Source organism: Oligella sp. HMSC09E12 (assembly GCF_001808505.1).
Taxonomy (GTDB): Bacteria; Pseudomonadota; Gammaproteobacteria; order Burkholderiales; family Burkholderiaceae_B; genus Oligella; species Oligella urethralis.
The window spans coordinates 20491-41670 of the sequence record NZ_KV793575.1 but is presented as its reverse complement, the minus strand read 5'-3'; the positions used below and the strand labels follow the sequence as shown (position 1 = coordinate 41670).

Annotated in this window: 21 protein-coding genes; all 21 read left to right on the top strand. The window is 48.7% G+C overall.

From position 1 onward, the window contains the following. The first annotated feature begins 9 nt into the window (after nucleotides 1-9). Entirely contained in the window at nucleotides 10-912 is a 903-nt protein-coding gene (locus HMPREF3179_RS05690; RefSeq protein ID WP_018025953.1) for an endonuclease/exonuclease/phosphatase family protein, read from the top strand. Between the two features lie 9 nt (nucleotides 913-921). After that, on the top strand, nucleotides 922-1923 hold the full coding sequence (gene waaC / locus HMPREF3179_RS05685) for a lipopolysaccharide heptosyltransferase I (RefSeq protein ID WP_018025952.1): 1002 nt from the start codon (nucleotides 922-924) through the stop codon (nucleotides 1921-1923). Beyond that, on the top strand, nucleotides 1923-3269 hold the full coding sequence (locus HMPREF3179_RS05680; RefSeq protein ID WP_018025951.1) for a 3-deoxy-D-manno-octulosonic acid transferase: 1347 nt from the start codon (nucleotides 1923-1925) through the stop codon (nucleotides 3267-3269). Before waaC ends, HMPREF3179_RS05680 begins: the two co-directional genes overlap by 1 nt. A gap of 43 nt (nucleotides 3270-3312) precedes the next feature. Beyond that, on the top strand, nucleotides 3313-4206 hold the full coding sequence (locus tag HMPREF3179_RS05675; protein ID WP_070470000.1) for a biotin--[acetyl-CoA-carboxylase] ligase: 894 nt from the start codon (nucleotides 3313-3315) through the stop codon (nucleotides 4204-4206). Next, the gene (locus HMPREF3179_RS05670) at nucleotides 4199-5053 is read left to right on the top strand and encodes a type III pantothenate kinase (protein WP_070469996.1); all 855 of its coding nucleotides are present in this window, start codon (nucleotides 4199-4201) and stop codon (nucleotides 5051-5053) included. The genes HMPREF3179_RS05675 and HMPREF3179_RS05670 overlap by 8 nt, the downstream gene beginning before the upstream one ends. An 86-nt stretch (nucleotides 5054-5139) precedes the next feature. After that, nucleotides 5140-5301, top strand: a complete 162-nt coding sequence (locus tag HMPREF3179_RS12260; protein WP_018025948.1) for a hypothetical protein — start codon at nucleotides 5140-5142, stop codon at nucleotides 5299-5301. Nucleotides 5302-5347: 46 nt separating this feature from the next. Continuing rightward, complete coding sequence (locus HMPREF3179_RS05665) at nucleotides 5348-6019, top strand: alpha/beta hydrolase (protein WP_018025947.1); 672 nt, start codon at nucleotides 5348-5350, stop codon at nucleotides 6017-6019. 47 nt (nucleotides 6020-6066) lie between these two features. Next, nucleotides 6067-7326, top strand: a complete 1260-nt coding sequence (locus HMPREF3179_RS05660; RefSeq protein WP_070469994.1) for a D-alanyl-D-alanine carboxypeptidase family protein — start codon at nucleotides 6067-6069, stop codon at nucleotides 7324-7326. Nucleotides 7327-7352: 26 nt separating this feature from the next. Continuing rightward, nucleotides 7353-8231 carry a D-amino acid aminotransferase gene (locus HMPREF3179_RS05655; RefSeq protein ID WP_018025945.1) on the top strand — a complete coding sequence of 293 codons (879 nt, stop codon included), beginning with the start codon at nucleotides 7353-7355 and terminating at the stop codon, nucleotides 8229-8231. Nucleotides 8232-8246: 15 nt separating this feature from the next. Next, a complete protein-coding gene (locus HMPREF3179_RS05650; protein ID WP_018025944.1) occupies nucleotides 8247-8522 on the top strand; it encodes an HP0495 family protein in 276 nt (91 codons plus the stop codon). Nucleotides 8523-8562: 40 nt separating this feature from the next. Further along, nucleotides 8563-9267 carry a lipoyl(octanoyl) transferase LipB gene (lipB, locus tag HMPREF3179_RS05645; protein ID WP_070469992.1) on the top strand — a complete coding sequence of 235 codons (705 nt, stop codon included), beginning with the start codon at nucleotides 8563-8565 and terminating at the stop codon, nucleotides 9265-9267. Continuing rightward, the gene (lipA, locus tag HMPREF3179_RS05640; RefSeq protein ID WP_018025942.1) at nucleotides 9252-10229 is read left to right on the top strand and encodes a lipoyl synthase; all 978 of its coding nucleotides are present in this window, start codon (nucleotides 9252-9254) and stop codon (nucleotides 10227-10229) included. Before lipB ends, lipA begins: the two co-directional genes overlap by 16 nt. A gap of 231 nt (nucleotides 10230-10460) precedes the next feature. Next, on the top strand, nucleotides 10461-11495 hold the full coding sequence (locus HMPREF3179_RS05635; protein WP_070469988.1) for a sulfate ABC transporter substrate-binding protein: 1035 nt from the start codon (nucleotides 10461-10463) through the stop codon (nucleotides 11493-11495). A gap of 108 nt (nucleotides 11496-11603) precedes the next feature. Beyond that, the gene (gene cysT, locus HMPREF3179_RS05630) at nucleotides 11604-12434 is read left to right on the top strand and encodes a sulfate ABC transporter permease subunit CysT (protein WP_018025940.1); all 831 of its coding nucleotides are present in this window, start codon (nucleotides 11604-11606) and stop codon (nucleotides 12432-12434) included. Between the two features lie 11 nt (nucleotides 12435-12445). Then, nucleotides 12446-13429, top strand: a complete 984-nt coding sequence (gene cysW, locus HMPREF3179_RS05625) for a sulfate ABC transporter permease subunit CysW (protein WP_036559439.1) — start codon at nucleotides 12446-12448, stop codon at nucleotides 13427-13429. After that, a complete protein-coding gene (locus HMPREF3179_RS05620; protein WP_018025938.1) occupies nucleotides 13426-14493 on the top strand; it encodes a sulfate/molybdate ABC transporter ATP-binding protein in 1068 nt (355 codons plus the stop codon). The genes cysW and HMPREF3179_RS05620 overlap by 4 nt, the downstream gene beginning before the upstream one ends. 159 nt (nucleotides 14494-14652) lie before the next feature. After that, nucleotides 14653-15312: a prepilin peptidase gene (locus tag HMPREF3179_RS05615; RefSeq protein ID WP_018025937.1), complete on the top strand. Its 660-nt coding sequence runs from the start codon at nucleotides 14653-14655 to the stop codon at nucleotides 15310-15312. A gap of 14 nt (nucleotides 15313-15326) precedes the next feature. Further along, entirely contained in the window at nucleotides 15327-15965 is a 639-nt protein-coding gene (gene coaE / locus HMPREF3179_RS05610) for a dephospho-CoA kinase (RefSeq protein WP_036559437.1), read from the top strand. After that, nucleotides 15962-16723, top strand: coding sequence for a cell division protein ZapD (gene zapD / locus HMPREF3179_RS05605; protein WP_036559435.1), 762 nt, complete (start codon nucleotides 15962-15964; stop codon nucleotides 16721-16723). The genes coaE and zapD overlap by 4 nt, the downstream gene beginning before the upstream one ends. 26 nt (nucleotides 16724-16749) lie before the next feature. Next, the gene (locus HMPREF3179_RS05600; RefSeq protein WP_070469986.1) at nucleotides 16750-18021 is read left to right on the top strand and encodes an efflux RND transporter periplasmic adaptor subunit; all 1272 of its coding nucleotides are present in this window, start codon (nucleotides 16750-16752) and stop codon (nucleotides 18019-18021) included. Continuing rightward, complete coding sequence (locus tag HMPREF3179_RS05595) at nucleotides 18018-21179, top strand: efflux RND transporter permease subunit (RefSeq protein ID WP_070469984.1); 3162 nt, start codon at nucleotides 18018-18020, stop codon at nucleotides 21177-21179. Before HMPREF3179_RS05600 ends, HMPREF3179_RS05595 begins: the two co-directional genes overlap by 4 nt. The last annotated feature ends 1 nt before the right edge of the window (nucleotide 21180 follow it).

Here is a 21180-nt window from a genome sequence, read left to right as displayed (position 1 = left end):
TCTTAAGCCATGGTTCAATTAAAAGTTTTAACTTATAACATTCACAAGGGTAAGGCGCCCTTAGGTATACGCCAATCATTTGCTCAGTTAAAAGGCGCTCTGCAGCGAGAAAATGCCGATTTGATATTTTTACAGGAAGTGCAGGGACGCAACGATCTGGAGGATGCGCTACATAATCAACCAGAGCGTTTAGCGGAAGCTTTGGGTATGCATGTGGTATATGGGCGTAATGCGATTCGCCGCAACACGGACCATGGTAATGCCTTTTTAAGTCGTTATCCAATTGTTTTTCAGGATAATCAGGATATTTCCGATCATCGTTTAGAGCAGCGCGGGGTCCTACATGTGCAGGTACAGGTGCAACAGCGTATTGTGCATTGTTTTGTGGTGCATTTAGGCCTTTTCAAACAAAGTCGTCGACGGCAGGTGGAGGCGATTGCTCAGCGGATTAATCGTCTGGTGAGGGATGATGAGCCGGTAATTATTGCTGGTGATTTTAATGACTGGACGCAGCAGCTTAGCAGTCAGTTAATGTCCGTGCTGCACTTGCAAGAGGTGTTTGAAGATGAGGCTAAGCGCGTCGATATGGAGTTCCCTGCGGTTAAATTGAATTTCCAAAAGGGCTTTAATGAAATGGCACTGATTTGGCAAAACCCAGAGCTTAAAGGGCGCCTGGAGCGTTTGGCCAGTTATATGAAGACGGATAGTTTTATGCGCTTGACGGAGGCCTTTTTTATTGAAAGGCGTTACTATAATCCGCGCACCTATCCTGCCTCCTTTCCTTGGTTGCGTTTGGACCGTATGTATCAGCGCGGCTTTGAAATTGACACCACTGAGGTACTCAAAGGCAAGCCTTGGACGAAGATCTCAGACCATTTGCCGCTAAGCGCTAAGCTTAGGTTATTAACGTAGAAAGAAGCTATGACAAAAAAAATATTGATCGTGCGCTCATCCTCTTTAGGCGATTTGATCTTCGTGTTGCCGGCGATTTCCGATATCGCCAAGCACTGTCCAGAGGTGATGATTGATTGGGTGGTAGAGGAAAGCTTTGCCGACATTCCGGCCTGGCATCCAGCGGTACATCAGGTTATTCCAATTTCCCATCGACGTTGGCGTAAGCATTGGTGGAGTCGTGAGACGAGACGTGAACGGGCCGCCTTTAGAAAAAAGTTGCGCCAAACGCACTACGATATGGTCTTGGATATGCAAGGTTTAATGAAGTCGGTGTGGGTGGTGCGTCAAGCCATTGGCGAGCGTCATGGTTTGGATTGGAAGTCGGCGCGAGAGCGTTTAGCTTCGTTGTTTTATCATCAGCGTCATCGGGTGGACTTTTGGCAACCCGCCGTCACTCGGCAACGTGAGTTAGCGGCTTTGGCTTTGGGTTATCAATATGAGGGAGCGCCAGACTTTGGTTTGCAAGCGTTTACCGAGGGCGTGGAGATTCAGAATTATGCAGTAGTGATGCCATCCGCCAGTCGCGATGATAAGCTGTGGCCGGAGGAGGATTGGCATGCGGCTTTGGATTTATTGGTTGAGCATGGTTTGGAATTGCGTGTGCTCGCAGGCAATGACAAAGAGGCCGCACGCGCTGCCGAATTGGTTAAACACTATCCTAAGGTGACGCTGTTAACTGCGTTACCGTTAAAGGAAGTGGCCCATCAATTAGCGGCTGCCCGTCTGATGATCGGCTTAGATAGCGGGCTGACCCATTTGTCGGCAGCCTTAGGTCGACCGACGATTGGTATTTATTGTGCTTCTACGCCGGTGCGTACGCCCTTAACGGGTGCAGGTATGACGGCAAGCTTGGGCGACCGAGGTGTGCCGCCAAGTCGTGAGGTGGTGCTGTTAAAGTTAAAGCAAGCGCTCGGTGCCTCAGAAGAGAGTGCCGCGGATGAGCTGCTCGTGGAGCCGGCGGAGTCCTGATGAATCGCTTTTGCTATACCTGCTTGCTTAAAGTCGTAGCGCCCATTATGCTGGCACTGCTGGCGCGTAAAGCTAAGCGTGCTGGCGGTGTGTGGGAGATACGAGCGCCGGAGCGCTTTGGACGCTATGAGGGAGTAGAGCCTGCTTTACAAAGCTCAGCCGTTGCGGCTGCAGACGATGAGGTAGCGGTGGCTTTAGATTTTAAGCGAGCGGTTTGGGTGCATGCGGTCAGTTTAGGTGAAACGCGGGCAGCACAACCCTTGGTTCAAGCCTTATTGGATCAGGGGTTACCGGTTTTATTAACGCATATGACGGCAACGGGGCGAGCGATGGGGGCGAGCTTCTTCGAGGCCTATATCCGTTCAGGGCAGTTGCGTCAAGCTTGGATTCCCTATGATTTGCCGAGGGCAGTGAAGGGCTTTTTGGATTATTGGCAACCGCGCTGTGGCATTCTCATCGAACGAGAAATCTGGCCTAATTTACTCGCTGAAGCGAAGGCACAGCAGATTCCGATGGTGCTGGTGAGTGCACGTTTTTCTGATGCTTCATTAAAGCAGGCCCGTCGTCTCGGCAGCGTGTTAAAGGAAGCCTTTACTTCATTGGCCTTGATTTTGGCGCAAAGCTCGGAGGATCAACAGCGGCTGCAGGACTATGGTTTAGCAGGGGTGCAGTTGGCTGGTAATTTAAAGTTCGATGTGAAGGTGCCCACGTCCGTAGTACAGCAGGCAAGGCAATTTAAGCAGCAATTACAGCGTCCCGTGGTGGTGATTGCCAGTACACGGGAGGGCGAGGAGTGGATGTTTTTAGACAGCATAAAAACCGCCGCATTGCCACAGTCATTGGCTTCAGCCCCGACACCGCTGTATGTGTTGGTGCCGCGTCACCCAGAGCGCTTTGAGGAAGTGGCGCAAGTATTGGAGGCCTCTGGCTTAAGTTACTGTCGCCGCTCATCACAGCCTTCACCGCAGGCACTTAGCCATTGCCATGTATTATTAGGTGATAGCCTAGGTGAGATGTTTTTTTACTATGGGCTGGCTGATGTGGTGATTGTGGGTGGTAGCTTTGCGGATTTTGGCGGACAAAATAATATCGAGCCTAGTGCCTTGGCGTTGCCAGTGCTGGTGGGGCCACATACGGCTAATTTTAAACAGGCTGTGGCCGATGCCATTGCGGCGGGGGCGACGCGGCGCTGTGAGTCAGCCTTAGAGGCCATTGCCATGGCGCAGCAATTATTAGCTGAACCGGCACAAGCACAGGCGATGGGTCAAGCGGCAGAGCAGTGGCTGGTGCAACATCGTGGGGCAACTGAGCGCACAATGCAGTATTTGCAGCCTTTTTTGCAGTAGACTATGCTGTGAGTTGTATTAAATCTGTCATGAAAAATAGTTTATGCCTTTAATTACTTTACCCCCTGCAGCGCAACTAGCCGCTAAAATTAAAGCGGAATTACCTGGTTTTGCTGAGGTGCAATGGCTGGAGCAGGTGGATTCTACCAATAGCCAGTTAATTAATCGGGCGCGTCAAGTTGAGCCCGAGTCGGCGCAAGTACGCCCAGTGCTTTTGGGGGCCTATCATCAGACGCAGGGCAAGGGGCGTGGCGGCCGTACGTGGAAGGATCTGGATAAGACCACCTTAATGTTTTCCTGTGCCTTTGATGTGGATATGCCAGCCACACAGTTGCCGATGTTGGCGCCGCTATGCGGCATTGTGGTGTGTGAGCAGCTACGTCAATTAGTTGGTGCAGCGCATGAGCATCGTCTAAGTATGAAATGGCCCAATGATATTTTGTTTGACGGGGCCAAGCTTTCAGGTTTATTGGTTGAGGCGGTGAGGCCTGCGGTGGGGCGTTTCTCAGCGCATCATCATGTGGTGGTGATTGGTATGGGGCTCAATCTGTCACATGCCAAAGCCTTGAGTGAGTCCTTGCAGCGACCGGTGGCGGATTGGACGTCGGTGTTGTCATCATTAGCGGAGCGGGAGTCTAAAGCGGCGGCAAATGTCAGTAGTATGGTGGCTTTGCTTGCCAATGCTTGGTATCAGGCGTTTTTACAGTATCAAAAAACGGGCTTTGAGCCGTTTGTGGCGCGTCATGCGGTGGTGGATGCTTTAAAGCAGCAGACGGTGGATGTGCTGAATGGCCAGGAGCTGATGTTTAGCGGTCAGGCAGAGGGAGTGGACAAAAATGCCTGCTTATTAGTACGGACTGATGAGGGAGTAAAGCAGGTGATTTACGGCGATATTTCCATTCGGGCAATTGATCCCATGGTGGCGGATAATGGCTAAGGGCAGTGCTGCGGTCTTGCTGATTGATGCGGGTAATACGCGGATTAAATTTGCTTACTATGAACGACTTAGCGCCGCAGGGACAGATGAGGTGCCAGCAGCGCCAGTGAAGTTTATTGTGACGCATGCGGAAATTGAGGGTTTAGCTGCAAAGCTTAAGCAATTTGCTACTAAGCCTAGCCTCGTGATAGGGGTGAATGTCAGTGGTCCGCTGAGCGCAGCCCGGATTAGAGAGCAATTAGATGCGTATTGTGGTGAGCAAGCTTATGAGCTACATTGGCTCGCTTCCGAGCCACAGCTATTGCACTTACGTAATGCCTATGCTGAGTATCAGCAACTGGGTTCCGATCGCTGGTTAGCCATGTTGGGGCTGAGTGTACATGAAGCCGCTCAAAAGCGACCGGTGATGTTAATTAGTTTCGGTACAGCCACAACAATAGATACGGTGTTTCAGGATCAGTTTCTGGGCGGTTTGATTTTGCCTGGGCTGCAGTTAATGAGTGATAGTTTAGTGAGCGGTACGGCGCAATTACCAGCCATTCAATGGACCACGTCCAGTTATCCGCCGGCTTTTCCAAGTTCTACCGCAGAGGCTTTACTGAGTGGCATCACAGCAGCACAAGTGGGGGCGGTGTTACGCCAATGGCTCCATGTGCTTAAGCATTGTCAGCAAGCGCCGGTGGTGTTTTATGCGGGTGGTGCAGCAGACTACGTGCTGCCTGAATTATCCAGGTTGCTGTCAGAGCAAGCTCAATTGCACGGATTTGATACAATAGAGCTATTGCCCTTTGAGGACCCTGCGTTGGCTGGTTTATTACTTTATGCGCAGTACTATTTGGCGCAGTAGTCACTGAGCTAGGGATCATGCCTTGGTTGGAGCATGCTCAAAGTAGCTAGGATTTAGCCATCAAAGACCATAGCGTAAAAAGCACGATGCGAACTCTTTTTATCATACTTCTCCTAGCCAATCTCTTAGTTTATGCCTTGGGTGCAGGTTGGTTGGGCTTTAAACCGAGTGAGTTGAAAATCAGCTCCGGCTCTGCACGTGTGGTGGAATATAAGCCGCGCGATATTAGTATTGAGGCGTTGCCCTAGGCAGTTTGAGAGCCGCACCTTATGTTGATGTTAAAGGATTTAGACTGTGTCGCAAGAGATTAAGTTATATCAGGGTGAAGTAGGCGCTTTGGATGTCGCCATTGATTACCCGAGGACCGAGCCCAAAGCCTGGGCCATGATATTGCACCCACATCCTTTATTTGATGGGACGCGCGATAACAAGGTGATTACTACCATGTCGCGCTTATTAGTTAGTCATGGCTATGTGGTGCTGCGCCCTAATTTTAGAGGTGTAGGTAAGTCCGAGGGAAGTTTTGATGAGGCCCGCGGTGAGACACAGGATATGTTGGCGGTGGTGCAGCAGTTTTTAGCTGAACATCCCCAATTTGCTGAATTGCCATGGGTGCTTGGTGGTTTCTCATTCGGTTCCGCAGTGGCTGCACAATTGCATCAGGAAATTGAAGACTTAGTAGCCACGGCTGCCGCCCCTGCTGCTTTAACAATGCCCGCCGCCTTAGTGCTTGCGGGGGTAGGCGTATGGCGCTTCAGTTATCGAGAGGTTGATTTGCCGGAAAATACCTTTGTCATTCATGGGGAAGCCGATGAGGTGATTCCATTGGCAGATGCCTTTACTTGGCTTGCTGAAAAAAAGCAGGCGGTGACGGTATTACCCGGGGTTGGGCATTTTTTCCATGGCGCCTTAATTGAACTTCGTAAGCAATTAGCGCTCTACCTTAAAGGCCTTGAGCTGTTATAGTTTTACAATAGCGATCATTTATTATTCTGCGATATAGAGTGACAACGATGTTAAAAAAATTACTGATTTTACTGCTACTGCTTTTAGTAGGTGTCGGCAGCTACAAACTATTCTCCGGTGCTAAAACTGAATCTGGTGATGGACAGATGCTGTTGCAGCCGGTGTCACAGGAAAGCGCAGCGCCGGCGCATGTGTCATCTATTGTGCCGACTACGCCGGAAACGCCGACAGTAGTGAGCTTTTCAAATATTGCACAGCCGGAAATTGAGGCTAAAAGCTGGTTATTGATGGATGTGGATACGGGGCAGATTCTAGCCGAAAAAGATCCGGATATGCGGGTGGAGCCAGCCTCTTTAACTAAGTTGATGACCGCTAGTTTGGTGTTTGATGCCTTAGACAAGCGTCGTATCGCTTTGGATCAAACGGTGATAGTGACGCCTGAAGCGCGTGCAGCCGAGGGCTCTCGCATGTTTATTGAGGTCAATACCCCGGTTAAAATCAGTGACTTAGTCCAAGGTATGGTCGTGCAATCGGGTAATGATGCCAGTATTTTGTTGGCGCAAACGGTGGGCGGTACGCTTAATGTCTTTGTTGATCAGATGAATCAGCGGGCGCGAGATTTTGGTATGCCTAATACCAGCTATGGTGATCCCACCGGTTTGCCATCTGAGCGTACCTTTACCACCGCTCGTGATATGTCGGTATTAGCGCAGCACATTATCCTCGATCACCCCGATTATTATCACTACTTCAGTCAGTTGGAATATACCTACAACAATATCAGACAGCATAACCGTAACGGCTTATTGCGTAGAAATCTGGGGGTGGATGGTTTAAAAACCGGTCATACTAGCTCAGCCGGCTATAGTTTAATTACTACGGCGGTGCGTGATGGTCGTCGATTGCTAGCGGTGGTGATCGGTGCGCCTAGCCAGGCTGCGCGTGAACGTGCAAACCAGGCGCTATTAGATTGGGGTTATGCAAATTTTGTGGTACGTGAGGTGGCCGCTGCCGGTGCAGAAGTGATTCAGCCGCGGGTCTGGGAGGCTAAGAGCAAAACGGTTAAATTAGGCGCTAAAAATAAAGTGGCCGTCACTGTGCCACGCGGTCGTGAGAGTCAGGTGCAGTCCATGACTCAGCTTAGCGGCAAGTTGGTGGCGCCGTTAGCTGCAGGTCAACAAGTCGGTATGGTGCAGTTTGTGTTAGATGGTCATATTCTTAAGCAGGATCCTTTAGTTGTGATTGAGCCGGTGGAGCAAGCCGGTTTCTTCGGTCGTCTTTGGGATAAATTGATGAGCTCTTTTTAGGAGAGCCTTTTAAATAGAGTAAGCAAATGATAGAAGCATTAATTCCCGGCGTGACAGAAGACGTTGATGTGTATTTAAATGGCGATTTTGTGCCCTTAAGTGAGGCCAAAATTTCGGTGCTTGATAGAGGCTTTATTTTTGGTGACGGCATTTATGAAGTGGTGCCGGTGTATCGGCGTAAGCCCTTTAGGCTGGAACAGCACGTTGCTCGTTTGATGCGCAGCTTGGATAAAATCGCCTTGTATACCTCAAATACGGCTGAGGATTGGCAGCATTTGATGACTTTAATGGCAGAACGTGCGCCGTGGGAAAATTCCTTGGTGTATCTACAAGTCACGCGCGGCGTGGCAAAACGTGATCATCCTTTTCCTAATCCGCCCGTGAAGCCAACCATCTTTTTGATGAGTGCGCCGCGTTTGGCCCCTAAGGCTCAGGAGATTAATCAGGGGTTGCGCACCGTTAGCATGGTGGATATGCGTTGGTTGCATTGCGATATTAAGTCCGTGTCATTGTTGGGCAACGTACTTTCTAAGCAATACGCCGTGGATCGCGGGGTGGATGATGTGATTCAATTCCGTGACGGTAATTTATCTGAGGCCTCTTCCTCAAATGTCTGGGTCGTTAAAAACGGCAAGGTGTTGGGCCCTCAAAAGGATAATCTCGTGTTAGAGGGTATTCGCTACGGTTTAATCGAGGAATTATGCCGTGCCGAAGGCATTCCCTTTGAGCTGCGTGCCATTAGCAAAGCCGAAGTAGTAGCGGCTGATGAGCTCTTTTTGTCTTCCGCCACCAAGGAGATTCTGCCGATTGTGGAGCTAGACGGTGAGCCTATTGCAAATGGCGCAGTTGGTCCCATCTATAAGCAATTAAAACAGGCGTATAACCAGGTGTTGGCAGCCCTTTAGTTGTGAGAGAAGATGATGACAGAAATTTCAAAAGAAGACTCGTTAATCGAATACCCTTGTGACTTTCCAATTAAAGTCATGAGTGTTAACCATCCAGAGATCATCGATATGCTAGTGCCACTTATTCTGGCGCATGACCCCAGCTTTGATCACGAGACGATTGAGATTCGTGAGAGTAGCAAGGGGAATTATGTGGGCTTGACGGTAACGGTGTATGTGGAATCGCGAGAGCAGTTGGATAATATTTATCGTGCCTTGCATGGTCACGAATTGGTCAAGGCGGTACTTTAAATAATAGCATTTGAGCTCGCGAGGCAGTTTAATCACAAAGATGATAAAAATTAAGCAATTCGAAGGTCTCTCAGCGTATGAGCCCATTTGGCAGGCAATGCAGCAATTTACCGCCGCCCGTGCTGCTGATACCGCTGATGAGATCTGGCAAGTCGAACATGAGCCGGTTTATACCTTAGGGCAAGCCGCTAAGCCAGAGCATATTTTAAACGCAAAGCAAATTCCTATTGTACGTTGTAATCGTGGTGGTCAGGTAACCTATCACGGACCTGGACAGGTGGTGGTATATCCCTTATTACAGCTGAGTCGCTATCAAATGTATGCTAAAGAATATGTGGCATGTTTGGAGGATGCGATTATTGCTACCCTAGCGCATTTTGGTATTACTAATGCCTGCCGCAAGGAAAAAGCGCCGGGCGTGTATGTGCCGATGGCAGGGGCCGCTGCTGATGACTTAGCCAAGATTGCTGCGCTGGGCGTTAAAATTAGCAATGGTTGTACCTATCACGGTTTAGCCATTAATGTTGCGATGGATTTGGATCCCTTTCTTGGCATTAATCCCTGTGGTTATGAGGGCTTACGTACAATCGACATGAAAAGCTTAGGGGTAAAGGCAACGGTACAGGCGGTTTCTGATAAAGTGGTGGCTGAATTGCAGCACATTTTAGTGAGCAAACTCAAGTTGAGCGGACAGGGCGCAGCGGATCGTTCTGAAATAGAGGAAATAGAGTGGACAGTCAGTTAAAAACTATTGCAAAAGACGAGGCTTATGATGCGAGTAAGAAGCAAAAAGCCTTTGATAAGGTATCTCGCATTCCAGTCAAAGTGGTGCAACGGGAACCGCTTAAGAAGCCGTCATGGATCCGTGTAAAAGCGGCACCAGCGAATTCTCAGTTTAATCATATTAAAAAAATTCTACGTGAGAATAATATGGTGACGGTGTGCGAAGAGGCTTCTTGTCCTAATATTGGCGAGTGCTTTGGTATGGGTACGGCTACCTTTATGATTATGGGGGATAAGTGTACACGTCGTTGTCCATTCTGTGATGTCGGTCATGGTCGCCCTGATCCCTTAGATGAGCAGGAGCCAGCAAATCTGGCCGAGTCTATCGCCTTAATGCGTTTAAGCTATGTGGTGATTACCTCGGTCGACCGTGATGATTTGCGTGACGGCGGGGCGCAGCATTTTGTTAACTGTATTAATGAGGTGCGTAGTCGTTCACCGCGTACGCAGGTTGAAGTGTTAGTGCCTGATTTTCGTGGTCGCCTGGACAAGGCCTTGAGCATTTTTGCGGATGGCCTACCAGATGTGATGAACCATAACTTGGAGACCGTGCCGCGTCTTTATAAGCAGGCACGCCCGGGCGCCGATTATGCGCACTCGCTCAAGCTATTGCAGGACTTTAAACGCCTCTATCCCGGTATTCCGACGAAGTCAGGCATTATGGTGGGCTTAGGTGAAACGGACGAAGAGATTTTGGACGTGATGCGTGATATGCGCGCACATGATGTGGATATGATCACAATTGGTCAGTATCTGGCCCCTTCCGAGCATCATTTACCAGTGGAGCGCTATATGCACCCTGATGAATTTGCTTGGCTGGAGGCGGAAGCATACAAAATGGGTTTCACCCATGCTGCGGTGGGAGCTATGGTGCGTTCTTCCTATCATGCTGACGCACAAGCGAGTGAGGCTGGTGTAGTTTAAGTTTGAATTATAGAGCTAATGGCGCCCTGTATTGTTAGTGATACAGGGCGTTTTTGATCGTGCGCAATGGCTTTATTAGCTGTGTTAATCGCACTACATACTTTTTCTATATATCTAAAAGTAATATTAATATTAAAAACTATCATTTTTAATTATAAAGAGAAAGGGGTATAGTTTTTCATACGTCGTCTTATTAAGGACAAAGACTTTAACTTATCGACTTGGAACATTATGAAATTATCTAAACGCTTTTTCTCTTCATTACTTCAGTCTACCCTAATTGCTACGGTAGCTGCCTCTGCCACCTTCGGTGTAGCACAAGCGCAGGACGCTCGTGGGAACTTTTTAAACGTATCGTATGATGTGATGCGTGATTTTTACAAGGAATTCAATCCTTTGTTTTTGGAGGACTATGCCGCTAAGCATGACGGTAAGAAATTCCAAATTCAGCAGTCACATGCTGCTTCTTCTAAGCAGGCCTTAAGCGTGGCAAATGGTTTATTAGCTGATGTGGTGACCATGAATCAGAGCTCAGATATTCAACTGTTGGTGGATAAAGGCTTGATTAAGGCGGATTGGGAGCAGGAGTTTCCTGATAACGCAGTGCCCTTTACCAGTTTGACGGTGATTTTGGTGCGCAAAGGCAATCCTAAACAGATTCAGGACTGGGACGATTTGACCAAAGACGGCGTAGATATTGTGATTGCGAATCCTAAAATCACCGGTAACGGACGTTATGCCTTCTTAGCCTTTTATGGTGCTGCGTTAAAAGAGCATAATGGCGATCAGGAAAAGGCCAAGGAATTAGCCCGTGGTATTTTGAAAAATGTATCTATTCTAGAAAATGGCGGTCGTGCGGCGACCACAACCTTTATCCAGCGTGGCATTGGTGATGTGCTATTAACCTTTGAAAATGAAGCGTATATGGCAGCCAATGAGTTCGGTAAGGATCAGTTTGAGGTGATTTATCCTAAGTACTCGATTAAGGCTGAAAACCCAGTGGCTATTGTCGATACTGTCGCTGAACGTAAGGGTTCCCAAGCAGTGGCTAAGGAGTATTTAGGCTATTTATGGAGTGAGCCAGCGCAAGAATTAGCGGCTTCGCTGTACCTGCGCCCAAGCGATGAGACCGTGCTTAAAAAGTACGCTGAACGCTTTCCTGCAGTAGATACTTTCCGTGCCACAGAGACTTTCGGAGCTTGGCCTGACATTATGAAAAACTACTTTGCGGACGGTGGCGTGTTTGATGAAGTGAATAAGCGCTAAGCCAGCGCCGATACCTAACTCAGATTGAATCAGTTGCCATGCGTTTAGCGCTTCTCGCTTAAGGGCTAAACGCATTCGCTATGAAAATATGCAATAACATTCGGAACGATGCAATTTTTACTTAAACAAAAATCGATATTGCCAGGCTTTGGTTTGAGTCTGGGTATCAGTGTGTTTTGCCTGTCCTTGTTAGTAGTGTTGCCCTTTGCGGCTCTAATTACGGTGACAGCGGGGATGGGCTGGTCCGCTTTTGTGAATACCATTGCTGATGAGCGTGTGTTAGCGGCGGTTTTTTTGAGCTTGCGCTTATCCTTTTATGCCACCCTCACGAATGTATTTTTCGGTACCTTAGTGGCTTGGGTCTTGGTGCGTTATGAGTTTCCTGGTAAAGCAATCATGAATGCTTTGGTGGACTTACCTTTTGCCTTGCCTACGGCGGTGACTGGTATTGCGCTCGCCACCTTATACTCGCCTAACGGTTGGTTGGGGCAGTTCTTTAGTCAAAAAATTGCCTTTAGCCCTGCTGGTATTTTCTTGGCCTTGGTGGTTGTGAGCTTGCCCTTTATTGTGCGTGCGGTGCAGCCTGTGCTAGAAGAACTACAGCCCGAACTGGAAGAAGCGGCAGCGAGTTTGGGGGCGAATCGTTGGACTACCTTTAGGCGCGTTATTCTGCCGGAGCTTACACCCGCTTTATTAATGGGTAGTGGCATGATGTTTGCGCGCGCCACAGGTGAATATGGTTCGGTTATTTTTATCGCCGGCAATATCCCTATGGTATCGGAAATTTTGCCGGTAATTATTACTGCAAAATTAGAAATGTTTGATATTCAAGGGGCTTCAGCCGTGGCCTTGTTTATGCTGATTATCGCTTTTGTGATTTTATTTATTATTAATGCGACGCAATGGCGTCTCAGCCGTCGCCTTGAGGCCAGAGCTTAGGGATTGTAGTGATGCAGACAAGTTATAAAAAACCCATCGATGAACCTCGTTTTTTAAAAGTGCTGTTAATTGCACTGGCGCTTAGTTTTTTAGGCGTGATGTTAGTGATTCCGCTGATTTCAGTGTTTGTAGAGGCTTTTCGTCAGGGTTGGGCGCTGTATATTGCCTCATTAACCGAGCCGGATGCGATGGCGGCCATTAAATTAACCCTGTTGACGGCGGCGATTGTGGTGCCAATTAATGTGGTTTTTGGGGTGGCCATGGCATGGTTGTTGACGCGCTTCGATTTCCGCGGTAAGCAATGGCTGACCACGCTTTTGGATTTGCCATTTTCCGTATCACCCGTGGTTGCCGGTTTGATGTTTATTCTACTGTTCGGTAGCTACAGCGTTTTGGGTAGTTGGTTGGAGTCCATCGGCTTTCAAGTGATTTTTGCGGTGCCGGGCATTGTGATAGCGACCTTGTTTGTGACCTTCCCCTTTATCGCACGTGAGTTGATTCCGCTGATGCAAAGTCAGGGCTCGAGCGAAGAGCAGGCTGCCTTGGTGTTGGGCGCATCGTCGTGGCAAATGTTTTGGCGTGTGACTTTACCGAATATTCGTTGGGCCTTGTTGTACGGCATCATCCTAAGCAATGCCAGGGCCATGGGTGAGTTCGGCGCAGTCTCGGTGGTCTCGGGCCATATTCGTGGCTTGACCAATACCTTACCCTTACATATTGAAGTGCTTTATAACGATTACAATCCGGTGGGTGCCTTTGCCGCCGCTAGTTTATTGGCATTTTTGGCGATTGTCACTCTGCTCTTGCAGCATCTTTTGAATTGGTGGGAGCAGCGCAAATATAAGCAAGCAGCAGCGACACGGAGTGATGCCGAAGAGGTGCTACGCGCCGAGTCAGATATCGTGGCAAGAGATGATTTCACAACTAACAAAATAAGCGCAGAGCGCAGCACAAAAAAGTCCACTGATTTAGGATTAAACAAGGTGACTGTATGAGTATCGAAATTAAAGATCTGAATAAAAGCTTTGGTGCGTTTCACGCGTTAAAAAATATTAATTTACAGGTGGAAACCGGTCAGCTGGTTTCCTTATTGGGACCGTCGGGTTGTGGTAAAACGACGCTGCTACGAATTATTGCCGGTTTAGAGTTTGCCGATAGTGGGCAGGTCTTATTGGATGGCCAGGATGTGACAAATAAATCAGTGCAAGAGCGCCATATCGGTTTTATGTTCCAGCATTATGCTTTGTTTCGCCATATGAATGTCTTTGATAATGTGGCTTTTGGGCTTAGCGTCTTACCACGCAGTCAACGTCCTTCAAAAAAGGAAATTCGCGAGCGTGTGATGCAGCTGTTAGACTTGGTGCAGTTGCCGCATTTGGCACACGCCTTTCCCGCACAGCTTTCTGGTGGTCAAAGACAGCGCATTGCCTTAGCCCGCTCATTAGCCGTACAGCCTAAGTTATTACTGTTGGATGAGCCCTTCGGCGCCTTGGATGCCAAGGTACGTAAGGAATTACGTCAGTGGCTACGGCGGGTGCATCATGAGTTGGGTGTGACGAGTATTTTGGTTACCCACGATCAGGAAGAGGCTTTGGAAATTTCCGATAATATTGTCTTGATGAATCACGGGGTGATTGAGCAAGAGGGTAGCGGTTCCGCACTCTATCACCAGCCGCAAACAGCGTTTGTGACGGAGTTTTTGGGTGAGGCCAGTGTGTTTGAGGGCGTGATTGAGGACGGTGCATGGCGTTTTAATGACTTCACGACTCCATTGACAGCGGAGCAACAACAAGGGGTGCAAGCTGGTCCAGCAAAAGCGTATGTGCGTCCTCACCAGTGGCGCTTAAGTCGACCTGGTGTGTCTGATGACATGATGCTTCAAGGTCGTTTAGAAGAGGTACAAGATCTGGGCGCCTTGGTCAGACTGCATGTGGTAGATGAGGCGCAGGCACAAGCGGTAGATGTTTTTGTGCCCCAACAAATTCAGCAACAGGCACGCTATCAACGAGGTGAGGCACTGGGCTTGAGCCCGGCATCAGTGATTGTTTTTAATTCCTAATGGTCTTTTTTCTGCGGTTTAGCAAGCTGTTTAGAGCGAGTGTTCTTAGGATCGACTCGCTTTTTTTGTGCGTAATGGGCGTGTTAGGTGGATAAAGAAATCCTGTATGCGTGAAAAGGTCAGCGCTTGCACTATGCTTTTTCCTTTAAGGAGAATCATATGTTGCTGCTCGTGATCGCTAGTGTTCTGATGGCTGGCTTGCTGTATTGGCTTTTACCGCATTATGTACTCAGTTGTTATCGGCGCTATCGGGGCGATCCTTATTGGCAGGTGGTGCGACCTTATAAAAAGCGTTATGCGGTGTATTGGGTGCCTTTGCTATTTTTAGCGAGCACCGTGCCGCTACTGAGTGCGACCCAGTGGCCTTTCTTTTATTTGTTTTTCAGTGCTATTTTACTTAGTCTTGCGTGGTTGGATCTCAAGCTGCGTATCTTGCCAGATGTGATTTTGTTGCTCTTTGCCTTACTCGGTTTGACTTATAGCTATGTAGTCGCAGATGGTATTATCTTATGGCGCTTACTCATGGTTTTGCTCTGCGTCGGCTGTGCTAAGATCGTTCAGGTAGTCAGTAGCAGCTTTGCTAAGCGTCGTTGCGGTAGCAGCTTAGGTGCGGGTGACATTAAATTTATGGCCGCCTTGGCGTGTTGGTTTGAGATGATGGTCTGCTTGTATTTAGTGGCCTTAGCCTGCGTTATTGCCTTAGTTGCGATTTTTTTTCAGACACTGCTGTTTAAAAGGCGCGTAGAAACTATCGCATTTGGTCCTTATTTGTCGTTAGCCGCTTACTTTGTATGGTGGTGGGGTAGCTTATATAGCTGATTGAGGGGGTAGAGATGGCTCAGTTTAAGGTAGGTCTTACCGGTGGTATTGGTTCGGGTAAATCAACCGTCACTAAGCAATTACGGGGCTATGGGATTGCAGTGATTGATGCTGATGCCATTTCACGTGCTGCTACGGCAGCTGGTGGTGCCGCCATTGAGGCCATTGTGGCGGCCTTTGGCGCAGCGATGCTGGATCAGCATGGCGCCTTAAATCGTGCCTTAATGCGCAACTTGGTGTTTAAGGACCCCGAGGCACGTCAGCGCTTAGAGGCCATTGTGCATCCCATTGTACAGGAGCAGATGGGCTTACAAGCAGCGCAGGCCGATAGCCCCTATGTGGTTTATGATATACCCTTATTGATTGAGTCAGTCGCACGCTATCGTCCTCAGTTTAAACGTATCTGTGTGATTGATTGTGATGAAGCAACGCAAATATCACGTGTACAATTAAGAGATCAACTTCGTTTAGATGAAGTTAAGCGGATTATTGCCAGCCAAGCACCACGGCAGCTTAGACTGCAGCATGCCGATGATGTGATTGATAATGGTGCCGGCGTAGACTTACCTCGGCTACGTCAACAAGTGCAGGAAAAGCACGAGCTCTGGTTGGCCTTAAGCGAAAAGGACCGATTACATAAGGGATTGTCGTGATTTTATATGAGTATCCATTCAGCGAGAAGATACGCTCATTTTTGCGTTTAGAGTTTCTTTTTCAGCGCTTATCCTTTTTTCATAAGCATTTTGCGAGTAGCCCTGAAAACGATGAGGCCTTATTGGGTGCGTTGTTCGACATTATGGAGGTATGTGAGCGGGGCGACGCGCGTAATACCTTATTACAAGAGTTGGATAAGCAAAAACTGACCTTACAGTCCTATCGCAGCTATCCCGATATTAATTTGGTGGCGATCGAATCGGCCTTGGTGGATTTAAATCGGGTCAGTCGAGAATTGCATGACGCAGGCAAGATTGGTCGAGCGGCGCGTGACTGCGAGTGGCTTGCTAAAATCAAAAACCGTTATGTGGTGCCGGGTGGCTTATCCAGCACTGAATTCCCAGCGTATCATGGTTGGATGTTGGGCGATCATGCGCAGCGCCAAGCGGTGGTGGATGAGTGGGTGGCTTCATTTAATCCACTCAGCGAGGCGGTCAATAGTCTCCTACACTTTATTCGTGCGTCGCGCGAGCCAGAGTATGTGACCACACCGCCTAACGGTGTTTTTGAACGCGCTTTGCGGGGGCAGCCGTTTCAGTTAATACGCGTTTGGGTGCCGGCATCCGGCGGCATTTATCCAGAAATTAGCGCAAATAAGCACGTGACCTTTGTGCGTTTATACCAATTAAATGAGCGACTTGAGCCGCAACTGGTGACAAAGCCCATCAGCCTGAAAATCGCATTTTGTAATTTTTAATTTTTTGTTTTTGATAGGATTTTTGAGTGACAAAACCACCTGAGACGGTACAGCACAATCAGCCACCGAAGCAAGTGCAAGTACAAGCTGAGTCTGATGCGCCGTTTAACAAAAGGGAGTCGGGTAAAGTGCGTATTATCAAACAGCTCGTTCTGCTCCTGTTGCTAGGCGTGATCGTGTTTGTGGTATATGCTTTATTTTTCCATAAGCAGGCTGACAATAACACAGCTTCTACACCTTCTCCTCCAGCGATGGGTCCAGGTGGTAGCGTTCGAGGAGCTCCCGGGGCTGGCACGGTAAAGGTTAGGGCAGTCGCTGCCGAAGTGCGCACCATGAATAATGTGATTCGAGGGATTGGCACCGCTTTGCCGTCCGAAACCGTGGTGGTGCGCAGTCAGGTCAGCGGACCATTAACTCAGGTGTTTTTCGAAGAAGGGGCGCTGGTCAAGGCAGGCGATGCGCTGTTTGCCATTGATCCCAGGCCGTTTGAGGCAAAGTTACAGCAAACACGTGCCCAGTATCAGCAAAATGAAGCACAATTAGCCAATGCTGAGGCAGATTTGCGGCGCTATCAAACCCTGTTTAAGCAAAACTCCATTGCCCGTCAACAGGTGGATACGCAAGCAGCCCAAGTTAAGCAATTAAGAGCCAGTCGTGCCAGTTTACAGGCGCAAATCGATCAGGCTGAGATTGAGCTTGAGTACACCACGGTGAAAGCGCCGATTAGTGGGCGCCTGGGTTTACGACAAGTGGATATTGGAAATCTGGTGCAGGCTAACGCCACCGAGGGCTTAGTGACAATTACTCAAACGCAACCGATGGATGTGGAGTTTGCCATTTCAGAGCGATATGTGCCGCAGGTAGCAGCCAAGTTTTATCAGGGACAGCCGCTTGAGGTGCAGCTCTATGACCGTAATTTTTCTCAATTTATTGAGCAGGGTGCGTTGCTGTCGATGGATAATCAGATCGACGCCGCCACTGGTACGGTAAAAGTCAAGGCACGCTTCGATAATGCGGATTATGCTTTATTTCCAAATCAATTTGTGAATGTGTGGCTGTATGCGCAGCGCTATGACAATAGCCTCAGTGTGTTAACCGATGCCATTCAGCACGGACGCCAAGGGGCTTTTGTGTTCTTGATTAATGAGGATATGACAGTGCAGCGGCAGGAAATTCAAAGTGGCATTGTTGAAGGTGTTTATACCCAAGTACTTGAAGGCTTGGTAGAGGGTGATCGCGTCGTGATTGAGGGCGTAGATCGCTTACGTGCAGGATCTAAAGTAGAGATAATCGATTGAGTATATCAGCGATTTTTATCAGTCGTCCGATTGCGACAACCTTATTAATGATTGCGGTGCTGTTGACGGGGATTTTTTCCTATCAACGGCTCTCAGTGTCTGCATTACCAGATGTGGACTACCCGACGATTCAGGTGACTACCTTGTATCCTGGGGCCAGTCCTGCCACCATGGAGGCCTTGGTGACCTCACCGCTTGAGCGTCAATTAGGGCAAATGGCGGGTCTGCAGCAAATCAGTTCCTCCAGTGCCGCCGGCGCGTCAGTGATTAATCTCAAGTTCAGTTTGACGCTACCGATTGCGGTGGCCGAGCAGGAAGTGCAGGCGGCGATCAATGCGGCCTCGAATCTGTTGCCGCAGGATTTGCCCATGCCGCCGGTATATAACAAGGTGAATCCTGCGGATGCGCCGGTCATTACCTTAGCCATTAGTTCCGATGCTTTACCGTTGTATGAGGTACGGGATTTGGTAGAAACTCGAATTATGCAGACGATTGCGCAAATTTCGGGTGTGGGAATGATCAGTATTGCCGGCGGACAAAAGCCAGCCTTTAGAGTGCAGGTTAATCCAGTCGCTTTAGCGGCTAATGGTTTAGCCTTAAGTGATGTGCGTACGGCGATTGCTTCAGCGAATATTAATCAACCCTCTGGTAATTTAAATGGTCCGCGTCGTTCGACCACCATTCATACCAATAGTCAGCTCTATACGCCGGAAGAGTATGAGGATCTTATCATTAGCTATGTTAATGATGCGCCTTTACGCTTAAAGCAGGTAGCCAAGGTGGTGATGGATGCGGAGGATATACGTCAGGCTGCGTGGCTAGGTGATAAGCAAGCGATTCTTCTTAATGTTCAGCGCCAACCCAATGCTAACGTGATTAGTGTGGTGGATGAGGTGCTGCAACTATTACCCTCATTGCGTGCAGCGATGCCGGAGTCGGTGCAGATAGAAGCGGTGGCTGATCGTACAGAATCCATCCGTCAATCCATCAACAATGTACAGACAGAGTTGCTACTTGCCGTACTGCTGGTGGTGTTAGTGACCTTTGTGTTTTTACGTACCTTAAGCGCAACCTTTATCCCATCGGTGGTGGTGCCGCTATCCATTATCGGTACCTTTGCGATCATGTTATTTTTAGGCTATAGCCTCAATAACCTCACTTTAATGGCGCTGACCATTGCATCCGGTTTTGTGGTGGACGATGCCATTGTGATGATTGAAAATATTGCGCGCCATATTGAGGAGGGTGAAACCCCGCTTAATGCCGCATATAAGGGCGCTAAGGAAATTAGTTTCACCTTGATTGCCTTGACCTTTTCATTAATTGCGGTACTTATTCCTCTGCTCTTTATGGGCGATGTGATTGGTCGCTTATTTAGAGAGTTTGCGGTCACCCTGTCAGTGGCGATATTAATTTCACTGGTGCTGTCGCTTACGCTGACACCGATGATGTGTGCTTATATGCTGAAACCCGCAGCTAAAAAGGCGATGGTTGGGGCGGGTGCTAGTGATCACCCCCTAGATGCTGCGGATGTGCCTAAGGAGGGCCCTGTAAGCCGTTTCTTGGCTAAGCAAATTGATCGGTTGATGGCGGCTTATGCTAATTTACTGGATAAGGTCTTAGCTCATCAGTTAGTGACCCTATTGGTGTTTGTCGCGACCTTAGTGATGACGGCGGCACTGTATGTATGGATTCCCAAAGGCTTTTTCCCGCAGCAGGATACTGGTCTGATGGTCGTGATGACGGAAGCCGATCAGTCCGTGTCTTTTGAGCGAATGGCTGAATTACAAACGGCGATTGCAGAGGCTTTTAGTCAAGATAGGGATGTGGCTTCAGTGACCTCCTTTATCGGCGTAGACGGCAATAATGTCAGTTTGAATACGGGCCGTATACAGATCGAGTTGACGTCTCATGCTGGTCGCAATAGTGCTCACGTAGTCATGGACAGGTTGCAACAGATAGCCGCAGACTATGAAGGCATTAAGGTGTATTTGCAGCTTAATCAGGATCTTTCGATTGATACGCAACTGGCCCGTAGTCAATATCAGCTTAGCCTTTCCTCCATTGATAGTGAACAGCTGAGAGCGTGGGTGCCGAGTTTTGTGTCGGCACTTAGTGAGATTGAGGGTTTACAAGATGTGGTTGAAAATTACCAAGTGCGTGGCTTAGAAGCCAAAGTGGTGGTAGATCGCGATGCCGCCGCTCACTATGGTGTTCGGATGGCACAGGTGGATGAGGCCTTATACAATGCCTTCGGTCAGCGCTTGATTTCAACGGTCTTTACCCAAGCAGCGCAATATCGCGTGGTGTTGGAAGTGGAGCCGAGTTTTGCGCAGGATCCGCAGTCGCTGGCCGATGTGTTTATTCAGGGTACTAATGGCTTAGTTCGGCTGACAGATATTGCCCAAGTTGAAATGGCATACACCCCGTTGGAAGTGCAGCGGATTGACCAGTTTAATGCCAGCTTAATTTCTTTTAATTTACAAGCGCATTATTCGTTGTCGGATGTGTTGCCACAAATTCAAGCGCTACCGCAGCAAATAGCTATGCCCGAGGTGGTTGAGATGCGTTTACAAGGTACCACCGAGGCTTATGTCAGTGCTCAAAAAAATAATCTGTGGTTATTGTTGGCGGCGGTTTTTACCATGTATATTGTTTTGGGGGTGCTGTATGAAAGCTATATTCACCCCATTACGATTTTATCGACGCTACCCTCAGCCACGATTGGCGCCCTAATTGCCTTAAATGTTGCCGGTATGGATTTGGATATGGTGGGCATTATCGGCGTGATTTTGCTGATTGGTTTGGTTAAGAAAAACGGCATTATGGTGGTGGATTTTGCCTTGTCGGCTGAGCGTGAACAGGGTTTATCACCCTATGCAGCAGTACGTCAGGCCGCCTTATTACGCTTCAGACCGATTTTAATGACAACCTTGGCGGCTTTGTTTGCAGCCATTCCACTGATGCTGTCAAGCGGTGTGGGGGCGGAATTGCGTCAACCATTAGGTTTAGCCATGGTGGGTGGCTTGTTATTAAGTCAAGTGTTGACCCTCTTTACGACACCGGTCGTGTACTTATATTTTGACCGTTTGCTTAGCGGCAGAACGCATGATGAGCAACAGGCGAGGCCTGAGTCTACTGTCGCTAACGAGGGCTGAG